The following is a 17,372-nucleotide window of genomic DNA, read 5'->3' on the forward strand; positions in this document are numbered from 1 at the left end:
GATATGCTGACGCCTCTTGCTTAAACTATGAAGTCGATGAACACTAGTCTCACCCCTCAGGCGCCGGCAACCGAGCCCGCAGCCACTGCCGCTACCGCGGCTCCTGCAGCTCTTACCCCGCGCAGCTTGCTGAAACAATTGCAGACCCAATTCCCGGCCTTCCGCGATTTCCTGCCTTTGTCGATTGGTATCGACAAGCAGATCCTCGCCGTCATGCCTGAACTGGACCGCAAGACCATGCGTACCGCGCTCGGCATCCATACCGGCTCGCTGCGCTATCTGAAAGTCATGGAAAAAGCCAAGGTGCGCCACGATCTGGACGGCACCCCTGGCGCCGAAGTGACGGACACCCACCGCGCCCACGCCACCCAGGTATTGCAGGAACGCTTCAAGAAAGAAGCCGAGCGCAAGAAGGCGGAACGCGACGCGGCTGCGGCCGAAGAAGCGGCCCGCGTGCGCGCCGACAAGCTGAACCAGCTGACCGCGAAGTTCTCGCGCAAGGGTTGAGTTGGCGTTGACTACGCAACAGCAGGCGGCGCCGGCGGAAGCCGAGCTGCCGCCCTACGTGGGTCTGCGCATCGGCGATGTGCAGATGATCGCCACGCTGGAGCAAGCCATCGCCGCGCGCGATATCTTGCTGGCCACCGACGCCATCGGCTTCGATACCGAATCGAAGCCGACCTTCACCAAGGGCGAGACCTCGACCGGTCCGCACCTGATCCAGTTTTCCACCGACCACAAGGCTTATCTGTTCCAGATCGGCAGCAGCATTTCCGCGCCCATGCGCGAAGTGCTGCAAGCGGTGCTGGAAGCGCCTGCCCTGCTGAAGGTGGGCTTCGGCCTGTCCGACGACGTCAAGCGGCTGCACGCCAAGCTGGCGATACGCGCGGCCGGCGTGGTCGACCTGTCGGTGGCGCTGCGCACGCCGGGCCAGCGCAACGACCTCGGCGCCAAGACCGCCGTCGCCAAGTTCTTCGGCCAGAAGCTGCAGAAATCCAAGAAGATCTCGACCACCAACTGGGCGCTGCCGCGCCTGAACGAAAAGCAGATCCTGTACGCCGCCGACGATGCCCAGGTCGCGCTGCGCGTGTACCGCCACTTCATCGCCGCCGGCAACAAGCTGCCGCCGATGAAAGCCGTTAAACTTCCTCGCCCGCCCAAGCCAGTTTAGCCGCGCGATCTGGTATCCTTGCCAGATAGCTACGACTTCAAGGAATGGCATGTCTACCTCTTACGTCGTGCGCGCGTGCGCCGTGCTGGCTTTTGCCGGCAGCAGCCTGCCGTCGCAGGCCGCCGCACCCGCCACCCTGCCCGACACGCTGGAACAGCGCGTGGCCGCCTGCATCGCCTGCCACGCCGTCAAGGAACGCAGCGACGCCTTCTTCCCGCGCATCGCCGGCAAGCCGGCCGGCTACCTGTACAACCAGCTGGTCAATTTCCGCGAAGGCCGGCGCCACTATCCGATGATGACCTATATGGTCGACCACCTGCCGGACGCCTATCTGCGCGAGATCGCCGACTACTTCTCGCAGCAGCATCCGCCCTACCCGCCGGCCCAGGCCGGCAGCGGCGCCAGCGCCAGCACGGCCTCGCTGGCGCGCGGCCAAGCGCTGGTGCAGCAAGGCGATCCGGCCAAGAAGATCCCGGCCTGCGTGGCCTGCCACGGCAGCACGCTGACCGGCGTGGCGCCCGCCATCCCCGGCCTGATCGGCCTGCCCAGCGACTACGTCAACGCCCAGTTCGGCGCATGGAAGAACAAGGTGCGCCGCGCCGCCGCGCCGGACTGCATGGCGGAGATCGCCAACCGGCTGAACGAGGCCGACATCGCCGCCGTCTCCGGCTGGCTCAGCAAGCAGACGCCCGATCCCGCCGCCCGCCCCGGCGCCGCCGACAGCATCGCCATGCCCCTGCCGCTGAACTGCGGCAGCGTGCCAGCACCATAAGGGGCCGCACATGAAGAAAATTATTTATACCGTTATCGCGCTGCTGGCGGCCGGCCTGTTGTTCGTGCTGTTCGGCGGCTCCGACGATACCGGCCCAGCGCCCACCGTTACCTCCAAACTGGCGCCGGCCGAGAAAGTCGCGCGCGGCGCCTACCTGGCCAAGGCCGGCGACTGCATGGCCTGCCACACCGTGCGCGGCGGCGCGCAATACGCCGGCGGCCGCGCGCTGCAAACGCCGTTCGGCAACGTCATCTCGCCCAACATCACGTCGGACAAGGCCACCGGCATCGGCAGCTGGAGTTCCGACGACTTTTGGCGCGCGCTACACAACGGCAAGTCCAGGGATGGCCGCCTGCTGTACCCTGCCTTCCCCTACACCAACTACACCCGCATCACCCGCGACGACGCCGATGCGCTGTACGCCTACTTCCAGTCGGTGCCGGCGGTGTCGCAGGCCAACCAGCCGCATACCTTGCGCTTCCCCTACAACCAGCAATTCATGCTGGCCGGATGGCGCGCGCTGTACTTCAAGCCCGCCGTGTTCCGCGAAGACAGCAAGCAATCGGTGGACTGGAACCGTGGCGCCTACCTGGTGCAGGGCCTGGGCCATTGCAGCGCCTGCCACAGCGCGCGCAACACGCTGGGCGCGACCGATGGCGAAGGCTTGTCCGGCGGCTTGATCCCGGTGCTGGGCTGGTATGCGCCGTCGCTCAATTCCGGCGCCGAGGCGGGACTGGGCGAATGGATGCAGCCGCACATCGCGCAACTGCTGAAGACCGGCGTGTCGCCGCGCGCGACCGTGTTCGGGCCGATGGCGGAAGTGGTGCAGCAAAGCCTGCAACACCTGAGCGACAGCGATATCAACGCGATGGCGGTCTACCTGAGAGCCTTGCCGGGCGACGGCAAGAAGTCCGAATTCGAGCGCGACAAGAGTGCGGAGTCGGTGGCCTACCTGGCCGCAGGCGCCAAGCTGTACGGGAAGCATTGCGCGGACTGCCACGGCGCCGGCGGGACCGGACTGCCGCCAGGCTATCCGCCGCTGGCGGGCAACCGCGCGCTGACGATGGAGCAGGCGGTCAACCCTATCCGCATCGTGCTCAACGGCGGCTTCGCGCCCGGCACGGAAGGCAATCCGCGTCCATACGGCATGCCGCCGTTCGGCCATGTGTTGAACGATACGGAAGTGGCGCAAGTGGTGTCCTACCTGCGCAGCGCCTGGGGCAACAACGCGCCGCCGGTCAACGGCAACGACGTCAACCGCTATCGCGCGATTCCACTGGATTGAGGAGAGTTGCATGGAGTATTACCACGGCACTCGCGCCGACCTGAAGGAAGGCGATTTGATCGAGCCCGGCTACACCTCCAACTACGGCAGCCGGCGCAAGGCCAACCACGTTTATCTGTCCGCCACGCTGGAGGCGGCCACGTGGGGCGCGGAGCTGGCACAGGGCGACGCGCCCGGCAGGATCTACATCGTCGAGCCGACCGGCCCTATCGCCGACGATCCGAATCTGACGGATAAAAAATTCCCGGGCAACCCAACCAAGTCCTACCGCTCGCGCGAGGCGCTACGGGTTGTCGGCGAGGTCAAGGATTGGAAGGGACACGCGCCCGAAGTGCTTCAGGCGATGAAGGACCACGTCGAGAAACTCAGATTGCAGGGCATTGAGGCAGTCGACGATTGAGTAGCGGCGCGATGTCGCTCAGGCTGGCCACTTCGTAGTCGGGCAGCGCTTCCGATGCGTTAGCCAGGCGATCCGGATTGAACCAGCAGCTTTCGATGCCATAGCGGTTGGCGCCCAGGATGTCGGCGTCCAGGCGGTCGCCGACGATGATCGCTTCTTCCTTGGCAAACGGCTTGGCCATTTTTGCGGCATATTCGAAGAAGCGCACATCGGGCTTGGCGTAGCCGCACGCTTCGGACGTGGCGACGAAGGAAATGTACGGCGCCAGCCCCGAGCTGGCGATGCGGCGGTTCTGGATGGCTTCGACGCCATTGGTGATGATGCCCACCTCGCCCATGGCGGACAGCGTCTCGCAAACCTGCCTGGCGCCATCGATGAGGACCACGGTATCCGGCAGCGACTCCAGATACAGGCTGCTTGCAGCCTCCGGATCGAGCTCGATGCCGTTCGCCTCGAAAGTCTTGCGGAAGCGCTCCACCTTCAAGAAGTCCTTGGTGACAGCGCCCGTCTCGAAGCGGCGCCACAACTCCACATTGATCGCCTGATATTGCTGGAAAATCCCATCCACGCCATCGCGCAGACCCAGCTCCTGCATGGTGCGTACGAAAGAAAGTTTTTCGGACGCCCTGAAGTCCAGCAGGGTATCGTCCAGGTCAAATAAAAACAGTTTATATTTCATTGTCTTAGTAGTGCTCGGCAAAGCCGATGCGGTCGGTAGTGGCGTTACGGGCGTCATCCACGCTGACCTTGCCGGCGGCCAGCAGCGCGCGCAGCGAGGCGTTCATCGTGTGGCAGCCCTCGCCCGGCTTGGTTTCCATCCAGTTGCGCAGCGCCGACACCTGGCCGGTGGCGATCATATTGACCACCTCCGGATTCGAGGTCAGGCACTCGGTGGCCAGGTGGTAGCGGTCGCCGTCCACCGACGGCAGCAGCGCCTGGCACAGCACGCCGCGCAGCGCATGCGCCAGGGCCTGCGACTGCGGCTCGGCATTGCCCAGCAAACGCACCATCTTCTGCAAGCCCAGCTCGGTCGAGCGCGCATGCAGCGAGGCCAGCACCAGCGGGCCGGATTCGGCCAGCGCCAGCGCTTCCTGCGCCGTCTGGGCGTCGCGGATCTCGCCGATGACGATCACATCCGGCCGTTCGCGCAGCGCGTCCAGCGCGCCCAGGTAGAAGCTCTCGACGTCGCCGTCGAAGCCCACTTCGCGCTGGGTGATGACGCACTGGCGCTGCGGGATCAGCGTTTCCACAGGATCTTCAATCGTGATGATGTGGCCGGAGCGGTGCTTGTTGATCTCGTCGAGCATGGCGGCGATGGTGGTCGACTTGCCCTGGCAGGTGTCGCCGATGATCAGCACCAGTCCGCTGGTGAGCTTGGCGAAGTTCTGCTCGGCCGGGCGCAGGCCCAGCTGGGCAAGCGCCATCGGTTCCTTGGGGAAGCGGCGGATCACGCAACCCAGCCGCTTCTTGCCCTGGAAGCTGAAGCAGTTGGCGCGGATGCGCGCCGTGTGCAAATCGACCGCGCGGTCGAAGGCGCGGTCCTGGATGCGTTCGGCCCAGTTCGGCTCGACCACTTCGAAAAATTCCTGCAGCTCCTCGCGCGTGATCGGCGAATCCGTCACCGCCACCAGCCCTTTCGGCTGGCGCAGCAACAGCGGGCTGTTCTGGTGAATCAGGATGTCGCTGAAGATCAGCTTGGAATTCAGCAGATGCAGGATCTGCTCGACAAGGGTGCCGAAGACCGGATGGTCCTCGTTTTCGATGTAAGTCAGGGTACGAATTTGCGACGACTGGTAATTTTCCATCTCTACTCTGATCTCCGTGGGGTCGGTGAAGCTCCTCGGACGATTATAAGAGAAAACTTGCAGTACCGAAATTTTTTCAGCTGCGGACCTTGGGATATTTGAAGCCGGTGCGCAGGTCCATGCTGTAGCGTTGCTTGCCTTCCGTGACCAGCACGTGGTCGGGCGGTTCTTCGCCCGCCAGCGCGCGATAGAAGATCGGCAAGCCCTCGCCCTTGCGGACCAGGTCGTCGCAGCGTTCGTAGACATTCGGACAACCGGTTTCCGCCAGCAGCGCCTGCACGATGGGCACTTTCCAGGCATCGACGCCGGCCGACTGGAACTGGCAGATCAGATAGCCCTGGACGCCGCCCCAGCTGTCGACCAGCAGGCCGGACAGGCCGTCCTCGTCGCCGCGCACCACCGGCACCAGATCGTTCGGGCCGGCGGCGCGCACGGCGGCCGCGCGCTTGGCGATGGCGGCCTTGACGCGGCGCTTGATCAGCGCGTGGTCGACCGGCTCGTCTTCCTTGTAGGTCCAGATGCGGGCGCAGATCTGCGACTTGGCGTTGTAGGCGGCGCGGCCGATGAACTGGCGCGACGAGCTCTGCACGGTGGCGGTGGCGCCGGGCTTGTTCTTTTCCTGCGGCCGGCCTTCGACGCGTTCGACGGCGGAAGCGTAAATCCAGGGGTCGCCGGCCAGCAAGCTCTTTTCCTTGCCCTGTTTGATGGTGATGATCAGCATGTAAGTCCAATGTGTGCTGCGTTGCAGCGTGCGGTGTTGCGGGATAGCCCGAATGATACCTCATGCCGGCCCGGCCGCCGCCCGGGGGTGCCGTCTACTCCCCGCCTGCTGCATTCTGTTCCGCCCCTGCTGCAATCTGTCGCAGCCGGGTTCCGTGCGCGGGGTGGAGTCCGTAGTATCCAACCTCAAGAGCTGTGCCAACCATTACGAGGAGACCATCATGGCAAACCCATCCATCCGCAGCGCCCTGCGCACCCTGTTCCTGTCCGCCGGCCTGCTGGCCGTCGCCGCGCCCGCCAGCGTGGCCTGGGCCGGCCCGCTGAGCTGGTTCCATGGCGAGCGCGTGCAAGGCAGCGGCAAGATCGTCAAGCAGAACCGCGAGCTGGGCCACTTCACCTCGCTGGCGACCAGCGTCAGCGGCAACGTCGAGATCCGCATCGGCAATACCGAGAGCATCAGCATCGAGACCGACGACAACCTGCAGGCGCTGATCGAGACGGTGGTCGACAACGGCACGCTGCGCATCCGGCCGACGCGCAAGGACGTCAACCTGGAATCGCGCACGATGAAGATCGTGGTGCAGGCGCGCTCGATCGAGAAGATCGCGGTGGCCGGTTCCGGTTCGGTCGATGTCGACAAGCTGCGCGCCGAGAGCCTGACGTTCGACGTGGGCGGTTCGGGCTCGATCAATGCGCGCAACCTGGAGAGCGAGTCGGTGGCGATCTCGCTGGGCGGCAGCGGCAACCTGAAGGCCAGCGGCAATGTCGAACGCTTGCAGGTATCGGTCGCCGGGTCGGGGCGGGTGCAGGCAGGCCAGCTGGCGGCGCGCGATGCGACGGCCAGCATCAGCGGCTCGGGCCAGGCGACGGTGTGGGCCAGGCAAACGCTGAACCTGAGCGTGGCCGGTTCCGGCGACATCGCCTACTACGGCGATCCGCAGTTGACCAAGAGCGTGATGGGGTCGGGTACGATCAAGCGGCTGGGCGCTTCGCCGCAGTAAAGACTTCGGCCGGATCATCGCCAGCAGCCAGTGCCTGTATCCAGGCGCTGAGTTGCTTGGCATTGGCTGCGGCAATTTTTTCCGGAGTTCCAGCGGGTGGTGCAACACTATTCCGTGCAAGGAGTTTTGCCAAGACTTCCTGCAATATTTGACGCGCTTCTTGCCGCCCCTCTTTTCGCCCCTCTTTTCGCCCCTCTTTTCGCCCACGCTCAACAGCCTCGTATTCAAGCAGTGCTTCGTAGGTCTTGAACCGTCTATTAAAGAGCATTGTCGGCTCCTCCTTAAAACTCATATTAGCTTCGCCAAATTCGTCTTGCAAGGTCGTGTACACCCAACGTGCCAGGCTGTCGCGCGCCCTTGCGACATCGGGCGCTTTCATGCGCTCGGCGAAAGCGCTCAAGGCTGACAGCATTTCCTTGTTGGTCTTCGACCGCAACAGCCGGAACACGATGCCCAGAATATTGGCAGGGTCGTCCGGATTCATATGACGATGCTGGTTTATCAGCATGTACCGCTGGCGCGGCTGATAGGCTTCCAATCCAGCCGGCGGCGCCAACATCAAATCGGCCAACTCCCTGCCGGCACGCCAGGGGTTGCGGCCGTGGTACAGCACGATGGGCACCACTGGCGGCAATTTGCCGCGCCGCGTCAAGCGATGCTGCGCGACCAGATCCTGCAACAACAAACCCACATAAACCTGCATGCGCAAGGCCATCCAGCGATCGGAGCGGGCCTGGAATTCCAGCAGGATGTAGACGTAGACCCACTCCCCGCCCACCTTGGCCCGCCATACCATGTCCTGGTGGCGTTGCTTGCCGCGGTCGCTGGCGTAGCTGGCGTTGACGCGCTCGAAGGCCCCAACCTCAAGCGACCTGGCCCAGCCGGCCGGTAAAAAGCCGGCCAGCAGATCCCGCACGATCTCGGGATGCGCGAAGAGTTGGCGGTAAAGCGTGTCGCTGCGGGTGTTCATCCAAAAAATTGTAGCGTTCGCCTGAAGACGCGGGTAGCCTAGGCGGGCGCGGTTTGGCCCGCATCAATCCGGCGCGACTACAACACCCACAACAAGGAGATCCGCTTGAACGTCATCGCCATGTCCATCCGCCGCGCCTTCGCGCTGCCGCTATTGCTGCTGGCCTGCTCCAGCGCCTCCGCCGCCGACACCGCCCCACCCGCCGTCACCGCCGTCAAAGCCGCACACATGCTCGACGTGCGCAGCGGCGCGCTGATCGACAACGCCGTGGTCCTCATCAGCGGCGAACGCATCACCGCCGCCGGCAGCAAGCTGGCGATCCCGGCCGGCGCCCAGGTCATCGACCTCGGCAACAAGACCCTGCTGCCCGGCCTGATCGACATGCACACCCACCTGACCAACGATCCGCAGGATTCCGGCTATTCCGTGGTCGCCAAATCGGTGCCGCGCGCCACGCTGACCGGCGCCAAGAACGCCCGCCTGACGCTGCAGGCCGGCTTCACCACCGTGCGCGACGTCGGCGCCGACGCCTATACCGACATCGGCCTGCGCGACGCCATCAACGACGGCGACGTGCCCGGCCCGCGCATGGCCGCCTCCGGCCCACCGCTGAGCATCACCGGCGGCCACTGCGACGACACCATGCACGCCCCCGAATACAAGCTCACCGCCCTCGGCGTGGCCGACGGCGTCGACGAAGCGCTCAAGGTCACGCGCCGCAACATCAAGTACGGGGCCGATGTCATCAAGATCTGCGCCACCGGCGGCGTGCTGTCCTTCGGCGACGATCCGCGCACCTCGCAATACACGCTGGAAGAACTGAAAGCCATCATCAGCGACGCCCACCGCCTGGGCCGCAAAGCCGCCGCCCACGCGCACGGCGGCGACGGCATCAAGCTGGCGGTACTGGCCGGCATCGATTCGATCGAACACGGCTCCTATATCGACGACGAAGGCATCAAGCTGATGAAGGAACACAAGACCTGGCTGGTACCCACGCTCTACCTGGGCGACTGGCTGATCGAGAACGCCGAAGCGATCAAGCTGCCCAAGCCGCTGCTGGAAAAAGCCAAAGTGGTGCTGCCGACGGCGCGCGTGAACATCGGCCGCGCCATCAAGGCCGGCGTGCCGATCGCCTTCGGCACCGACGCCGCCGTCTATCCGCACGGCCTGAACGCGCGCGAGTTCGGCGTGCTGGTCAAGCTGGGCATGACGCCTATCCAGGCGATCCGTACGGCCACGCTCAACGCCAGCGAACTGCTGGGCTGGACCGACCGGGTAGGCACTATCGAAGCCGGCAAGTTCGCCGACCTGATCGCCGTCGATGGCGAACCGCTGAAAGATGTGAAGACGCTGGAGAGCGTCCAGTGGGTGATGAAAGGCGGCGCGGTCGTCAAATAAGCCGCGCGGCCTGGATCAATGCTGGCGCAGGTCCGTACCGGACGGCGCCGGCAGCACCTCCAGCACCGGTGCCGGCGCCTTCAGTTTGACGGCGCTGTCGCCGGGGATCTCGTCCCAGGCCACGCTGACCTTGTCGCACTGCTGCACGACGCGGAAGTAAAGCTTGCCCGGCTGTGAGGTCAGCTTGACCTGCACGACAAATTCGTCGAAGTAGGCGTCCGGCAGCGGGCCGCCCTTCCAGCTGATTTCCTGCACGCCGCCGTTGGTGCCGACGTTGATCTTCCAGCCCGCCTTGGGCATGGGCTTGGCGTTGGTCGCTCCTTCCGGCAGCGACACGGTCAAGCCCTTGGTGGCGGTGCCGTCGCAGCCGTGGCCGACGCGAAAGCTCAGCTTCTGAAAACTGCCCGCCAGGCCGGTGCTTTGTTCCAGCGTCACATGCGCCTGCGCCGCAGGCGCCAGCATCGCAGCAGAGAAAACCAGCGCCAGCATGGAGGAAGTCGTTTTCATCACTGCCCTTTCGGTGGTGTATACGTCAGCGGTTTGACCGTCACGTCGACGGCGATGGTTTCAGTCTGCTTGCCCTTCTTGCGTATCACCAACGTGACCGGCACGGTCTCGCCGTCCTTCAACTGCCGCTTCAAATCCATCAGCATCACGTGATAGCCGCCGGAGGCCAGGTCCACCGTCTGCCCGGCCGGCAAATCCAGCGACGGCACGGCGTGCATCTTCATCATCTGGCCATCCATCTGCATGTGATGGATTTCCGCCACGCCCGCCACGCTGGAGCGCACCTCCACCAGCTGTCCGCCCTGCTTCGACTTGAGCTGCATGAACACGCCGGTAGACTTGGCCGACGGCACGGTGGCGCGTATCCAGGCGTCGCGTACTTCCACCTGGGCCGAAGCCAGCGGCGCCGCCAGCAGCAATGCGTAAAGGATTTTTTTCATCGACCGATTATAGCAACCTTATCTCAGCGCTCGCCCTTGAAGGTTTCGCGGCCGACTTCCACCGTGGTCGTGCCGTCGGTCAGCCAGATTTGGCCATCCTGGATCGTGCATTGCAGCTGCATGCTGCGCTGGGCCATCTTGGACAGTTGCTCGGTGGCGTCGGCATCCAGATTAATCACGGTCAGGTTCTTGCAGCGCTCGACCTTGTTGGCCAAGGCCTTCCACCAGATGTGGCTGGTGGCCGCATAGCTGTAGACATAGACGTGCTCCGAACGGCCGCTGGCCTTCAGGATCACTTTCTCGTCCGGCTGGCCCACTTCGATCCACAGCTGGATCGCGCCGGTCAGGTCCTTCTGCCACAGGTCCGGTTCTTCGACGTCGAACAGGCCCTTGGTGAACGTCAGCGCTTCATTGGCGTGGATCGCGAAGGCGATCAGGCGCACCATCATGCGCTCGTCGGTTTCGGACGGGTGACGCGCCAAGGTCAGCGACTGGGTCTCGTAGAAGTTGCGGTCCATGTCCGCGATCTGCAAGTCGGCTTTGTAAATTGTTGCTTTGAGGGCCATCGGTGAATCTCTTTAATTTCTATATTTATTTGAAGACGACAGTCTTGTCGCCGTTCTGCAAAATGCGGTGTTCGACAAACCATTTCACGGCGCGCGCCAGCACCACGCACTCGACGTCGCGGCCGATGGCCGACAGCGTGTCGGCATCCATCGAATGGTCGACGCGCTCGACGTCCTGCTCGATGATCGGACCTTCATCCAGATCGCCGGTGACGAAGTGGGCGGTGGCGCCGATCAGCTTGACGCCGCGGTGATGCGCCTGCGCATACGGCTTGGCGCCCTTGAAGCTCGGCAGGAAGGAATGGTGAATATTGATCGCCTTCCCTTTCAACGCCGTGCACAAGCCAGGCGACAGGATCTGCATGTAACGCGCCAGCACGACCAGGTCGATGTTGTGCGAATTCATCAGCTCGATAACCTTGGCTTCCTGCGCCAGCTTGGCTTCCTGCGAAGCGCCGGTGGCCAGCGGCAGGTGGTGGAACGGAATATTGTAGCTGGCGGCCAGCTGGTAAAAGTCCATGTGGTTGGACACGATGGCCGGAATTTCCACCGGCAGCAGACCGCTCTTGTAGCGGAACAGCAGGTCGTTGAGGCAATGGCCGATCTTCGACACCATCAGCATCACGCGCGGCTTGTAGTGCGCGTCGCGCAGCTCCCAGTCCAGCTTCATGTCCGCGCCCAGCAGGCTGAAATCGGCGCGCAGCAGGTCGTCGTTCATGTTGCGGTCTTCCAGCGCGAAATGCACGCGCATGAAGAACAGCTTCGATTCGCTGTCGCCGAACTGGGCCGAGTCGATAATGTTGCAGCCATGCTCGGCAAGGAAACCCGACACGCGATGAACGATTCCGCGCTGATCCAGGCAAGAGAGTGTCAAAATGTATTCGGGATTGCTCATATCCACCATCGTTATAGGTCTAACAAGGCCGGTATTGTCGCACGGCTGGCCACCATCCGTAAAAATAGCACGCTCGTTCAATTTAAGATATATTGGCCGTCACACTCTTCTTTGAGGATACAAAATGACTATCAACGAGACAAATCTTCAATTCCGCCTGGCATCCCGTCCGGTGGGCATGGTCAAGGACAGCGATTGGCAGCAGGTCAGCGAGCCGGTGCGCGAGCCGGCCGACGGCGAAATCGTCGTCAAAGTGCTGTACCTGTCGCTCGATCCGGCCATGCGCGGCTGGATGAACGAAGGCAAATCCTACATCCCGCCGGTCGGCATCGGCGAGGTGATGCGCGCCCTCGGCGTCGGCGTGGTGGTGGCGTCGAAGTCGGCCGACTTCGGCGTCGGCGAATTCGTGCGCGGCAGCACCGGCGTGCAGCGCTACTGGGTCGGCCCGGCCGGCGACAAGCGCTACGGCTTCAGCAAGATCGACGCCAAGCTGGCGCCGCTGACCACCTACCTCAACACCCTGGGCATGCCCGGCATGACGGCCTACTTCGGCCTGATCGAATCGGGCCAGCCGAAAGCCGGCGACACCGTGGTGGTGTCCGGCGCGGCCGGCGCGGTCGGCCAGACCGTCGGCCAGGTGGCCAAGCAGCTGGGCTGCCGCGTGGTCGGCATCGCCGGCGGCAAGGACAAGTGCGACTTCGTGGTCAACCAGCTCGGCTTCGACGCCTGCATCGACTACAAGGGCGGCTCGGTCAAGGACGGCCTGAAGGAACACTGCCCGAACGGCGTCGACGTCTACTTCGACAACGTCGGCGGCGACATCCTCGACACCGTGCTCACCCGCATCAACATGAAGGCGCGCATCGTCATCTGCGGCGCCATCTCGCAGTACAACAACACCACGCCGGTCAAGGGCCCGGCCAACTACCTGGCGCTGCTGGTCAACCGCGCGCGCATGGAAGGCATCGTCGTGTTCGACTACGCCGACCGCTACCACCTGGGCGTCGCCGCGCTGGGCCAGTGGATGAAGGAAGGCAAGGTCAAGAGCAAGGAAGACATCGTGCAAGGCCTGGAGCATTTCCCGCAAGCCTTGAACATGCTGTTCGAAGGGAAGAACTTCGGCAAGCTGGTGCTGCAGGTGGCCGCCGAATAAATTCAAGGGAACTTTCCGGCACACGCCGCGTCTATTCTTCTGCTGCACACACCGCCGGGCCGCAAGCCCGGCGTTTTTCATTGAAGAATCCCGACGAGGAAGACCCATGCTCCCCCCACTCATCACCCCCGCGATCCAATCGCACATCGACATCCTGATTACGCTGACCACCGACCTGACCCAGCGCGCACTCGAAACCCTGCAAGGCTTGAGCGAGCTGAACATGCAACTGGGGCGCGACCTCATCACCGAGATCGGCAACAACACCCAGCGGCTGATGGCCAGCAAGGACGCCTCGCAACTGGGCTCGGCCTTCAGCGCGCAGCTGACGCCGGGCGCCGGCGCGCTACAAAACTACCAGCAGCACCTGGCCGAGCTGTTCAGCCGCGCCAACTCCAGCATGGCGCAAACGGCCGCCACCCACATGCCGGCGGTGCGCCGCGCCGCCACCGACATGGCGGAGGAATTCATGCATACCGCCTCCGAACAGACTGCGCGCGCCGCCGAGCACATGTCCAAGTACCAGATGGCCAGCCAGATGCGCCATTGACCGACTCGACGTTCGTGGAACTTCCGTCAACCTTGCACCTCTAACCACACAGAGCAGCCGGCTTCACGGCGGGCTGCCCTGGGAACCCTGACGGAATTTCATAACACTCATGAGGAGGTTTTATGTCCAGTAATTCAGGTAACGATCAAGCCAAGCCCAAGGGCACGGCCAAACGCGGCTTCGCGGCCATGGACGAGGCAACCCAACGCGCCATTGCCAGCAAGGGCGGACAAGCCGCGCATCAAAAAGGCACGGCCCACGAATTCGATTCGGAAGAAGCGCGCCGCGCCGGCCAGAAAGGCGGCGAGGCGGTCAGCCGCGACCGCGAACACATGGCGCAGATCGGCCGCAAAGGCGGGGAAAGCCGGCAGTCCGCGGCCCGCGCCCATGCCGAGAAGAACGCCGCCGCGCGCGCCGCCGTGTCCGAACAAACGGCCAAGGGAGGCAGCCAGCAAGGCGGCAAAACCGTCGAACGCTGAACGCCCGGCGGCCATCGGCCGTAGCCCGCCGCCTATGCCTCCAGCGCTTCCTGCAAGCGCAGCAGCATGGAGGCATGCGCGCCGGGCGACGCGGCGGCGATGTGGGGCGAGCCCAGCTGGTAGGACTTGCCGTCGATCTGCGTCGCCAGTCCGCCCGCCTCGCGCACCAGCAGCGCGCCGCCTATGCAATTGAAGCCGTCGTCGCCGAATTCCCAGAATCCGTCGATGCGGCCGCACGCCACATAGGCCAGTTGCAGCGAGGTCGCGCTCAGGTTGCGCACAGCCACCACGTCCGGCAGCATGGCGCTCAGGGCGACGCCGGCCTGGCGTACGGCGCGCGGGTCGCGGCCGGCAAACGGCGGCTGGCTGGTGGCGAACATGCCCTGGTAGTGAGCGGTTCGGCCGTTGACGCGGATGCGTTCGCCATTGCGGAATGCGCCCTTACCCCATGCGGCATGGAACATCTCGTCATGCACGGCGTCGAAAATGGCGGTGAAGGCCGGCACGCCTTCGCGCATCAGCGTCAGCGACATCGACCAATTCGGTATCGCGCGCAGGAACTGCACGGCGCCGTCGATGGCGTCGCAGATCCAGTACTCGCCGCGCTCGGCCATGGCAGCGGTCTCGGCGTCTTCCGCCTCGGTGCCGCCCAGTTCATCCTCCATCCAGCCTATGGCCGGGTACAGCCGCGCCAGCGCACGCTTCAGGCCGGCGTTGGCGGCGCCGTCGATGCGGCGGAATGCATCCACCATCTCGTCCGCCTCGATCACCGGTTCGCCATGCCAAAAGGTCTCGCACAGATCGGCGCCGGCCTCGCGCAGCAGCGCCAGGACTTCTTCCGTATCGATTGCAGTCATGCCGATTCCTTGTTATAAACTAAAGCCATAGATTGCCAGTAATTTGACAAGCTCACTAACTGGCGGCAGACAAGTGATATCGCAATCGGGCCAAAACTATGGGCAACAACTACTACGGCGACAGGCGGCTGACGGACGAGATGCCCATCCTGGTATCGGCGCAGCACGCCGACGGCAACGCCAGCAGCATCAAGAACGTCCACCATCATCCGGAAGGCCAGATGTACATCCCGATGCAGGGCCTGATCGTGATCGAGGCGGGCGACGTGCGCCAGGTGCTGCCGCGCGGCCGGCTGGGCTGGATACCGCCGAATATGCCGCACGGCGCCAGCGCCCACGGCAACTCGATCAAGCCCGGGCTGGCCGGCTACACCGTCCACCTCGTGCCGTCGCTGTGCGCGGAGTTGCCGGCGCAGTCGCGGGTGATGGCTATGTCGCCGCTGGCGGTGTCGCTGCTGGAGCGCATGGCGTCCTGGCCCGGCGGCATGCCGGCCGACGCCGCGGGGCGGCGCCTGATGACGGTGTTTCTCGACGAGATGCGCATGGCCGAGGAAGAGCCGCTGCACCTGATCATGCCCAGCCATCCAAGGCTGCAGGCGATGGCGATGGAGATCGCGGAAAACCCCGCCGACGAAACCGACCTCGACGACTGGGCCGGCAAGCTGGGCTGGTCGCGCCGCAGCCTGACGCGCCACTTCCGCAGCCAGACCGGCATGTCGCTGGTGGAGTGGCGCCAGGTGGCGCGGCTGCAAAAGGGAATGGAATTGCTGAACGGCGGCGCCTCGGTGACGACGGTGGCGCTGAGCCTGGGCTATGACAGCGTCAGCAGCTTCATCGCGCTGTTCCGCCGCATCCTGGGCACCACGCCGGCGCGCTTCGCCCAGCAGGACGCCTGATCAGGCCGGCGTGCCGAGGATCACGCTGGACGCCTTGAAAATCGCGGTGGCCTGCATGCCCACCGCCAGCTCCAGCTTGACGCCGCTTTCGCGGGTGATGATGGCGGCGATCGTGCCGCCGCCCGGCAGCTCGATGCTGACCTCGGTATTGACGGCGCCCTCCTGCACCCGCGTGATCTTGCCGGTCAGCTGATTGCGCGCCGACAGCCGGGCATTGCCCAGCTCCGTCACCACGATCACCGAGGACGCCTTGACCAGCGCGAACGCCTCGGCACCGACGACCAGGCTCAGGCTGTCGCAGCTGTCGCGCGTGATGGTGGCGACGATGTGCTGGCCGCCGACGATTTCCAGCGTCACCTCATCGTTCACCGCGCCCTCTTTCAAGTCCACGACCTTGCCGCTGAACTGGTTGCGCGCGCTGGTCTTCATCTTCATCCTTTGTATCAACAGAAAATCGTCGGCCAGCGCGTGCGACTGGCTGCTCAGGTGCGCCACGAACTTGCGGTGCTCCTCATCGATCTTGCGGAAATTTTCCACCAGCTGCGCGCCGCGCGCGGTCAGGCGCGTGCCGCCGCCGCCCTTGCCGCCTGCCAGGCGCTCCAGCAGCGGCTCGCCGGCCAGGTTGTTCATCGCCTCGATGGCGTCCCACGCGCCCTTGTAGCTCAGGCCGACGGCCTTGGCCGCCGCCGTGATCGAACCGTGCTCGGCGATGGCCGCCAGCAGCGCCATGCGGTCCTGCCCGCCCAGCTTCTGACCGCCGACGGTCAGCCATACATTGCCCTGCAACTCCATGGCGTTTTCTTCAGGCTTCATTGCGTTCCACAAGCTCCAGATTTTCGATGTCGGCCATGCTACCATTTTCCATGCGCAGCACATGGTCGCCGAAGGCGCTCACGTCGTCGGGATCGTGGGTGATCAGTATCATCGGGATGCCGAGCCGGCGCTGCAGCGTGTCCAGCTCGGCCCGCATGCGCTGGCGCAGGGCCGGGTCCAGCGCGGCGAAGGGTTCGTCCAGCAGCAGCGCCGCCGGTTCCGGCGCCAGCGCGCGCGCCAGCGCCACCCGCTGCCGCTGGCCGCCGGACAATTGATGCGGCAACTGCTGCGCCACATGCTCCAGCTCGAACGCCTGCAGCCAGTAGCGCACCACCTCGCCATCCACCCGCGCCAGCGGATTGCGCCAGCCGCGCTGCAAGCCGAAGGCGATGTTCTGCCGCACATTCAAATGGGGAAACAGCGCATAGTCCTGGAACAGATAGGCCAGCTTGCGCCGCTGCGGCGCCAGGTCGATGCCGTCGACACTGTCGTACAGGCAGCGGCCCGCCACTTCGATGCGGCCGTGGTCCGGCGTCATCAGGCCGGCCACCGCCTTCAGCAGCATGCTCTTGCCGGCGCCGGACGAACCGTAGACGACGATGCGCTGGCTGGCCGACGCCAGCCGCGCGCGCAATGCAAAGGTCCGCGAGCCGGAGCGCAGGGTCTTGGTGATGTCGATCTGTATTTGCAT

General features: G+C 64.5%; 22 protein-coding genes. 11 read left to right on the plus strand and 11 right to left on the minus strand.

Going from position 1 to position 17,372, the window contains the following annotated elements; genetic code table 11:
- The first annotated feature begins 27 nt into the window (after positions 1-27).
- From GEV01_RS20955 to arr, 5 genes are read left to right on the plus strand one after another with little or no spacing between them, the layout of a single operon-like run.
- Positions 28-507 carry a ProQ/FINO family protein gene (locus tag GEV01_RS20955; protein ID WP_152807461.1) on the plus strand — a complete coding sequence of 160 codons (480 nt, stop codon included), beginning with the start codon at positions 28-30 and terminating at the stop codon, positions 505-507.
- Between the two features lies 1 nt (position 508).
- Entirely contained in the window at positions 509-1,171 is a 663-nt protein-coding gene (locus GEV01_RS20960; RefSeq protein WP_152807462.1) for a 3'-5' exonuclease, read from the plus strand.
- A 49-nt stretch (positions 1,172-1,220) separates the two neighbouring features.
- Positions 1,221-1,943: a c-type cytochrome gene (locus tag GEV01_RS20965; RefSeq protein ID WP_152807463.1), complete on the plus strand. Its 723-nt coding sequence runs from the start codon at positions 1,221-1,223 to the stop codon at positions 1,941-1,943.
- A gap of 10 nt (positions 1,944-1,953) precedes the next feature.
- A complete protein-coding gene (locus tag GEV01_RS20970) occupies positions 1,954-3,228 on the plus strand; it encodes a c-type cytochrome (protein WP_152807464.1) in 1,275 nt (424 codons plus the stop codon).
- 10 nt (positions 3,229-3,238) lie between these two features.
- A complete protein-coding gene (gene arr / locus GEV01_RS20975; RefSeq protein WP_152807465.1) occupies positions 3,239-3,628 on the plus strand; it encodes an NAD(+)--rifampin ADP-ribosyltransferase in 390 nt (129 codons plus the stop codon).
- Here the strand turns inward: arr and GEV01_RS20980 are convergent.
- The 3 genes from GEV01_RS20980 to GEV01_RS20990 all read right to left on the minus strand — a co-directional run bounded on the left by GEV01_RS20980 (position 3,594) and on the right by GEV01_RS20990 (position 6,154).
- Positions 3,594-4,307 (minus strand): YjjG family noncanonical pyrimidine nucleotidase, encoded by a 714-nt coding sequence (locus GEV01_RS20980; RefSeq protein ID WP_152807466.1) that lies wholly within the window; start codon positions 4,305-4,307, stop codon positions 3,594-3,596. The two genes, arr and GEV01_RS20980, sit on opposite strands and share 35 nt — an antisense overlap.
- A gap of 4 nt (positions 4,308-4,311) precedes the next feature.
- Positions 4,312-5,433 (minus strand): type IV pilus twitching motility protein PilT, encoded by a 1,122-nt coding sequence (locus GEV01_RS20985; protein ID WP_152807467.1) that lies wholly within the window; start codon positions 5,431-5,433, stop codon positions 4,312-4,314.
- A gap of 76 nt (positions 5,434-5,509) precedes the next feature.
- A complete protein-coding gene (locus GEV01_RS20990; protein ID WP_152807468.1) occupies positions 5,510-6,154 on the minus strand; it encodes an SAM-dependent methyltransferase in 645 nt (214 codons plus the stop codon).
- A gap of 220 nt (positions 6,155-6,374) precedes the next feature.
- Between GEV01_RS20990 and GEV01_RS20995 the strand changes: the two genes are divergently transcribed.
- Positions 6,375-7,154, plus strand: a complete 780-nt coding sequence (locus GEV01_RS20995) for a head GIN domain-containing protein (protein ID WP_235914468.1) — start codon at positions 6,375-6,377, stop codon at positions 7,152-7,154.
- Here the strand turns inward: GEV01_RS20995 and GEV01_RS21000 are convergent.
- Positions 7,126-8,124 (minus strand): Rpn family recombination-promoting nuclease/putative transposase, encoded by a 999-nt coding sequence (locus tag GEV01_RS21000; RefSeq protein ID WP_152807470.1) that lies wholly within the window; start codon positions 8,122-8,124, stop codon positions 7,126-7,128. The two genes, GEV01_RS20995 and GEV01_RS21000, sit on opposite strands and share 29 nt — an antisense overlap.
- Positions 8,125-8,229: 105 nt before the next feature.
- Here GEV01_RS21000 and GEV01_RS21005 point away from each other — a divergent pair, with 105 nt between their 5' ends.
- A complete protein-coding gene (locus GEV01_RS21005) occupies positions 8,230-9,525 on the plus strand; it encodes a Xaa-Pro dipeptidase (RefSeq protein ID WP_152807471.1) in 1,296 nt (431 codons plus the stop codon).
- Between the two features lie 15 nt (positions 9,526-9,540).
- On the opposite strand, the gene GEV01_RS21010 is transcribed toward GEV01_RS21005, so the two are convergent.
- Genes GEV01_RS21010 through purU form a run of 4 tightly spaced genes read right to left on the minus strand, consistent with a single transcriptional unit; the run spans position 9,541 to position 11,933 of the window.
- Positions 9,541-10,032 carry a YcnI family copper-binding membrane protein gene (locus tag GEV01_RS21010; RefSeq protein WP_152807472.1) on the minus strand — a complete coding sequence of 164 codons (492 nt, stop codon included), beginning with the start codon at positions 10,030-10,032 and terminating at the stop codon, positions 9,541-9,543.
- Complete coding sequence (locus tag GEV01_RS21015) at positions 10,032-10,472, minus strand: copper chaperone PCu(A)C (protein WP_152807473.1); 441 nt, start codon at positions 10,470-10,472, stop codon at positions 10,032-10,034. The genes GEV01_RS21010 and GEV01_RS21015 overlap by 1 nt, the downstream gene beginning before the upstream one ends.
- Positions 10,473-10,495: 23 nt before the next feature.
- Positions 10,496-11,038, minus strand: a complete 543-nt coding sequence (locus GEV01_RS21020; protein ID WP_008446962.1) for a YaeQ family protein — start codon at positions 11,036-11,038, stop codon at positions 10,496-10,498.
- Between the two features lie 25 nt (positions 11,039-11,063).
- A complete protein-coding gene (gene purU / locus GEV01_RS21025) occupies positions 11,064-11,933 on the minus strand; it encodes a formyltetrahydrofolate deformylase (protein WP_008446961.1) in 870 nt (289 codons plus the stop codon).
- A gap of 124 nt (positions 11,934-12,057) precedes the next feature.
- Between purU and GEV01_RS21030 the strand changes: the two genes are divergently transcribed.
- From GEV01_RS21030 to GEV01_RS21040, 3 genes are all read left to right on the plus strand, one after another.
- On the plus strand, positions 12,058-13,086 hold the full coding sequence (locus tag GEV01_RS21030; protein WP_152807474.1) for an NADP-dependent oxidoreductase: 1,029 nt from the start codon (positions 12,058-12,060) through the stop codon (positions 13,084-13,086).
- Between the two features lie 106 nt (positions 13,087-13,192).
- On the plus strand, positions 13,193-13,636 hold the full coding sequence (gene phaP, locus GEV01_RS21035) for a phasin family protein (protein ID WP_152807475.1): 444 nt from the start codon (positions 13,193-13,195) through the stop codon (positions 13,634-13,636).
- Positions 13,637-13,758: 122 nt separating this feature from the next.
- The gene (locus tag GEV01_RS21040; RefSeq protein ID WP_152807476.1) at positions 13,759-14,115 is read left to right on the plus strand and encodes a KGG domain-containing protein; all 357 of its coding nucleotides are present in this window, start codon (positions 13,759-13,761) and stop codon (positions 14,113-14,115) included.
- Between the two features lie 32 nt (positions 14,116-14,147).
- On the opposite strand, the gene GEV01_RS21045 is transcribed toward GEV01_RS21040, so the two are convergent.
- A complete protein-coding gene (locus GEV01_RS21045) occupies positions 14,148-14,972 on the minus strand; it encodes an inositol monophosphatase family protein (RefSeq protein WP_152807477.1) in 825 nt (274 codons plus the stop codon).
- A 98-nt stretch (positions 14,973-15,070) separates the two neighbouring features.
- Here GEV01_RS21045 and GEV01_RS21050 point away from each other — a divergent pair, with 98 nt between their 5' ends.
- Positions 15,071-15,868, plus strand: a complete 798-nt coding sequence (locus GEV01_RS21050; protein ID WP_152807478.1) for a helix-turn-helix domain-containing protein — start codon at positions 15,071-15,073, stop codon at positions 15,866-15,868.
- Here the strand turns inward: GEV01_RS21050 and GEV01_RS21055 are convergent, their stop codons facing one another.
- Together GEV01_RS21055 and GEV01_RS21060 are read right to left on the minus strand one after the other, a co-directional pair.
- Entirely contained in the window at positions 15,869-16,681 is an 813-nt protein-coding gene (locus GEV01_RS21055; RefSeq protein WP_152807479.1) for a TOBE domain-containing protein, read from the minus strand.
- Positions 16,671-17,372: an ATP-binding cassette domain-containing protein gene (locus GEV01_RS21060; RefSeq protein ID WP_152807480.1), complete on the minus strand. Its 702-nt coding sequence runs from the start codon at positions 17,370-17,372 to the stop codon at positions 16,671-16,673. Before GEV01_RS21060 ends, GEV01_RS21055 begins: the two co-directional genes overlap by 11 nt.

The organism is Rugamonas rivuli (assembly GCF_009380165.1).
GTDB classification, from domain to species: domain Bacteria; phylum Pseudomonadota; class Gammaproteobacteria; order Burkholderiales; family Burkholderiaceae_D; genus Rugamonas; species Rugamonas rivuli.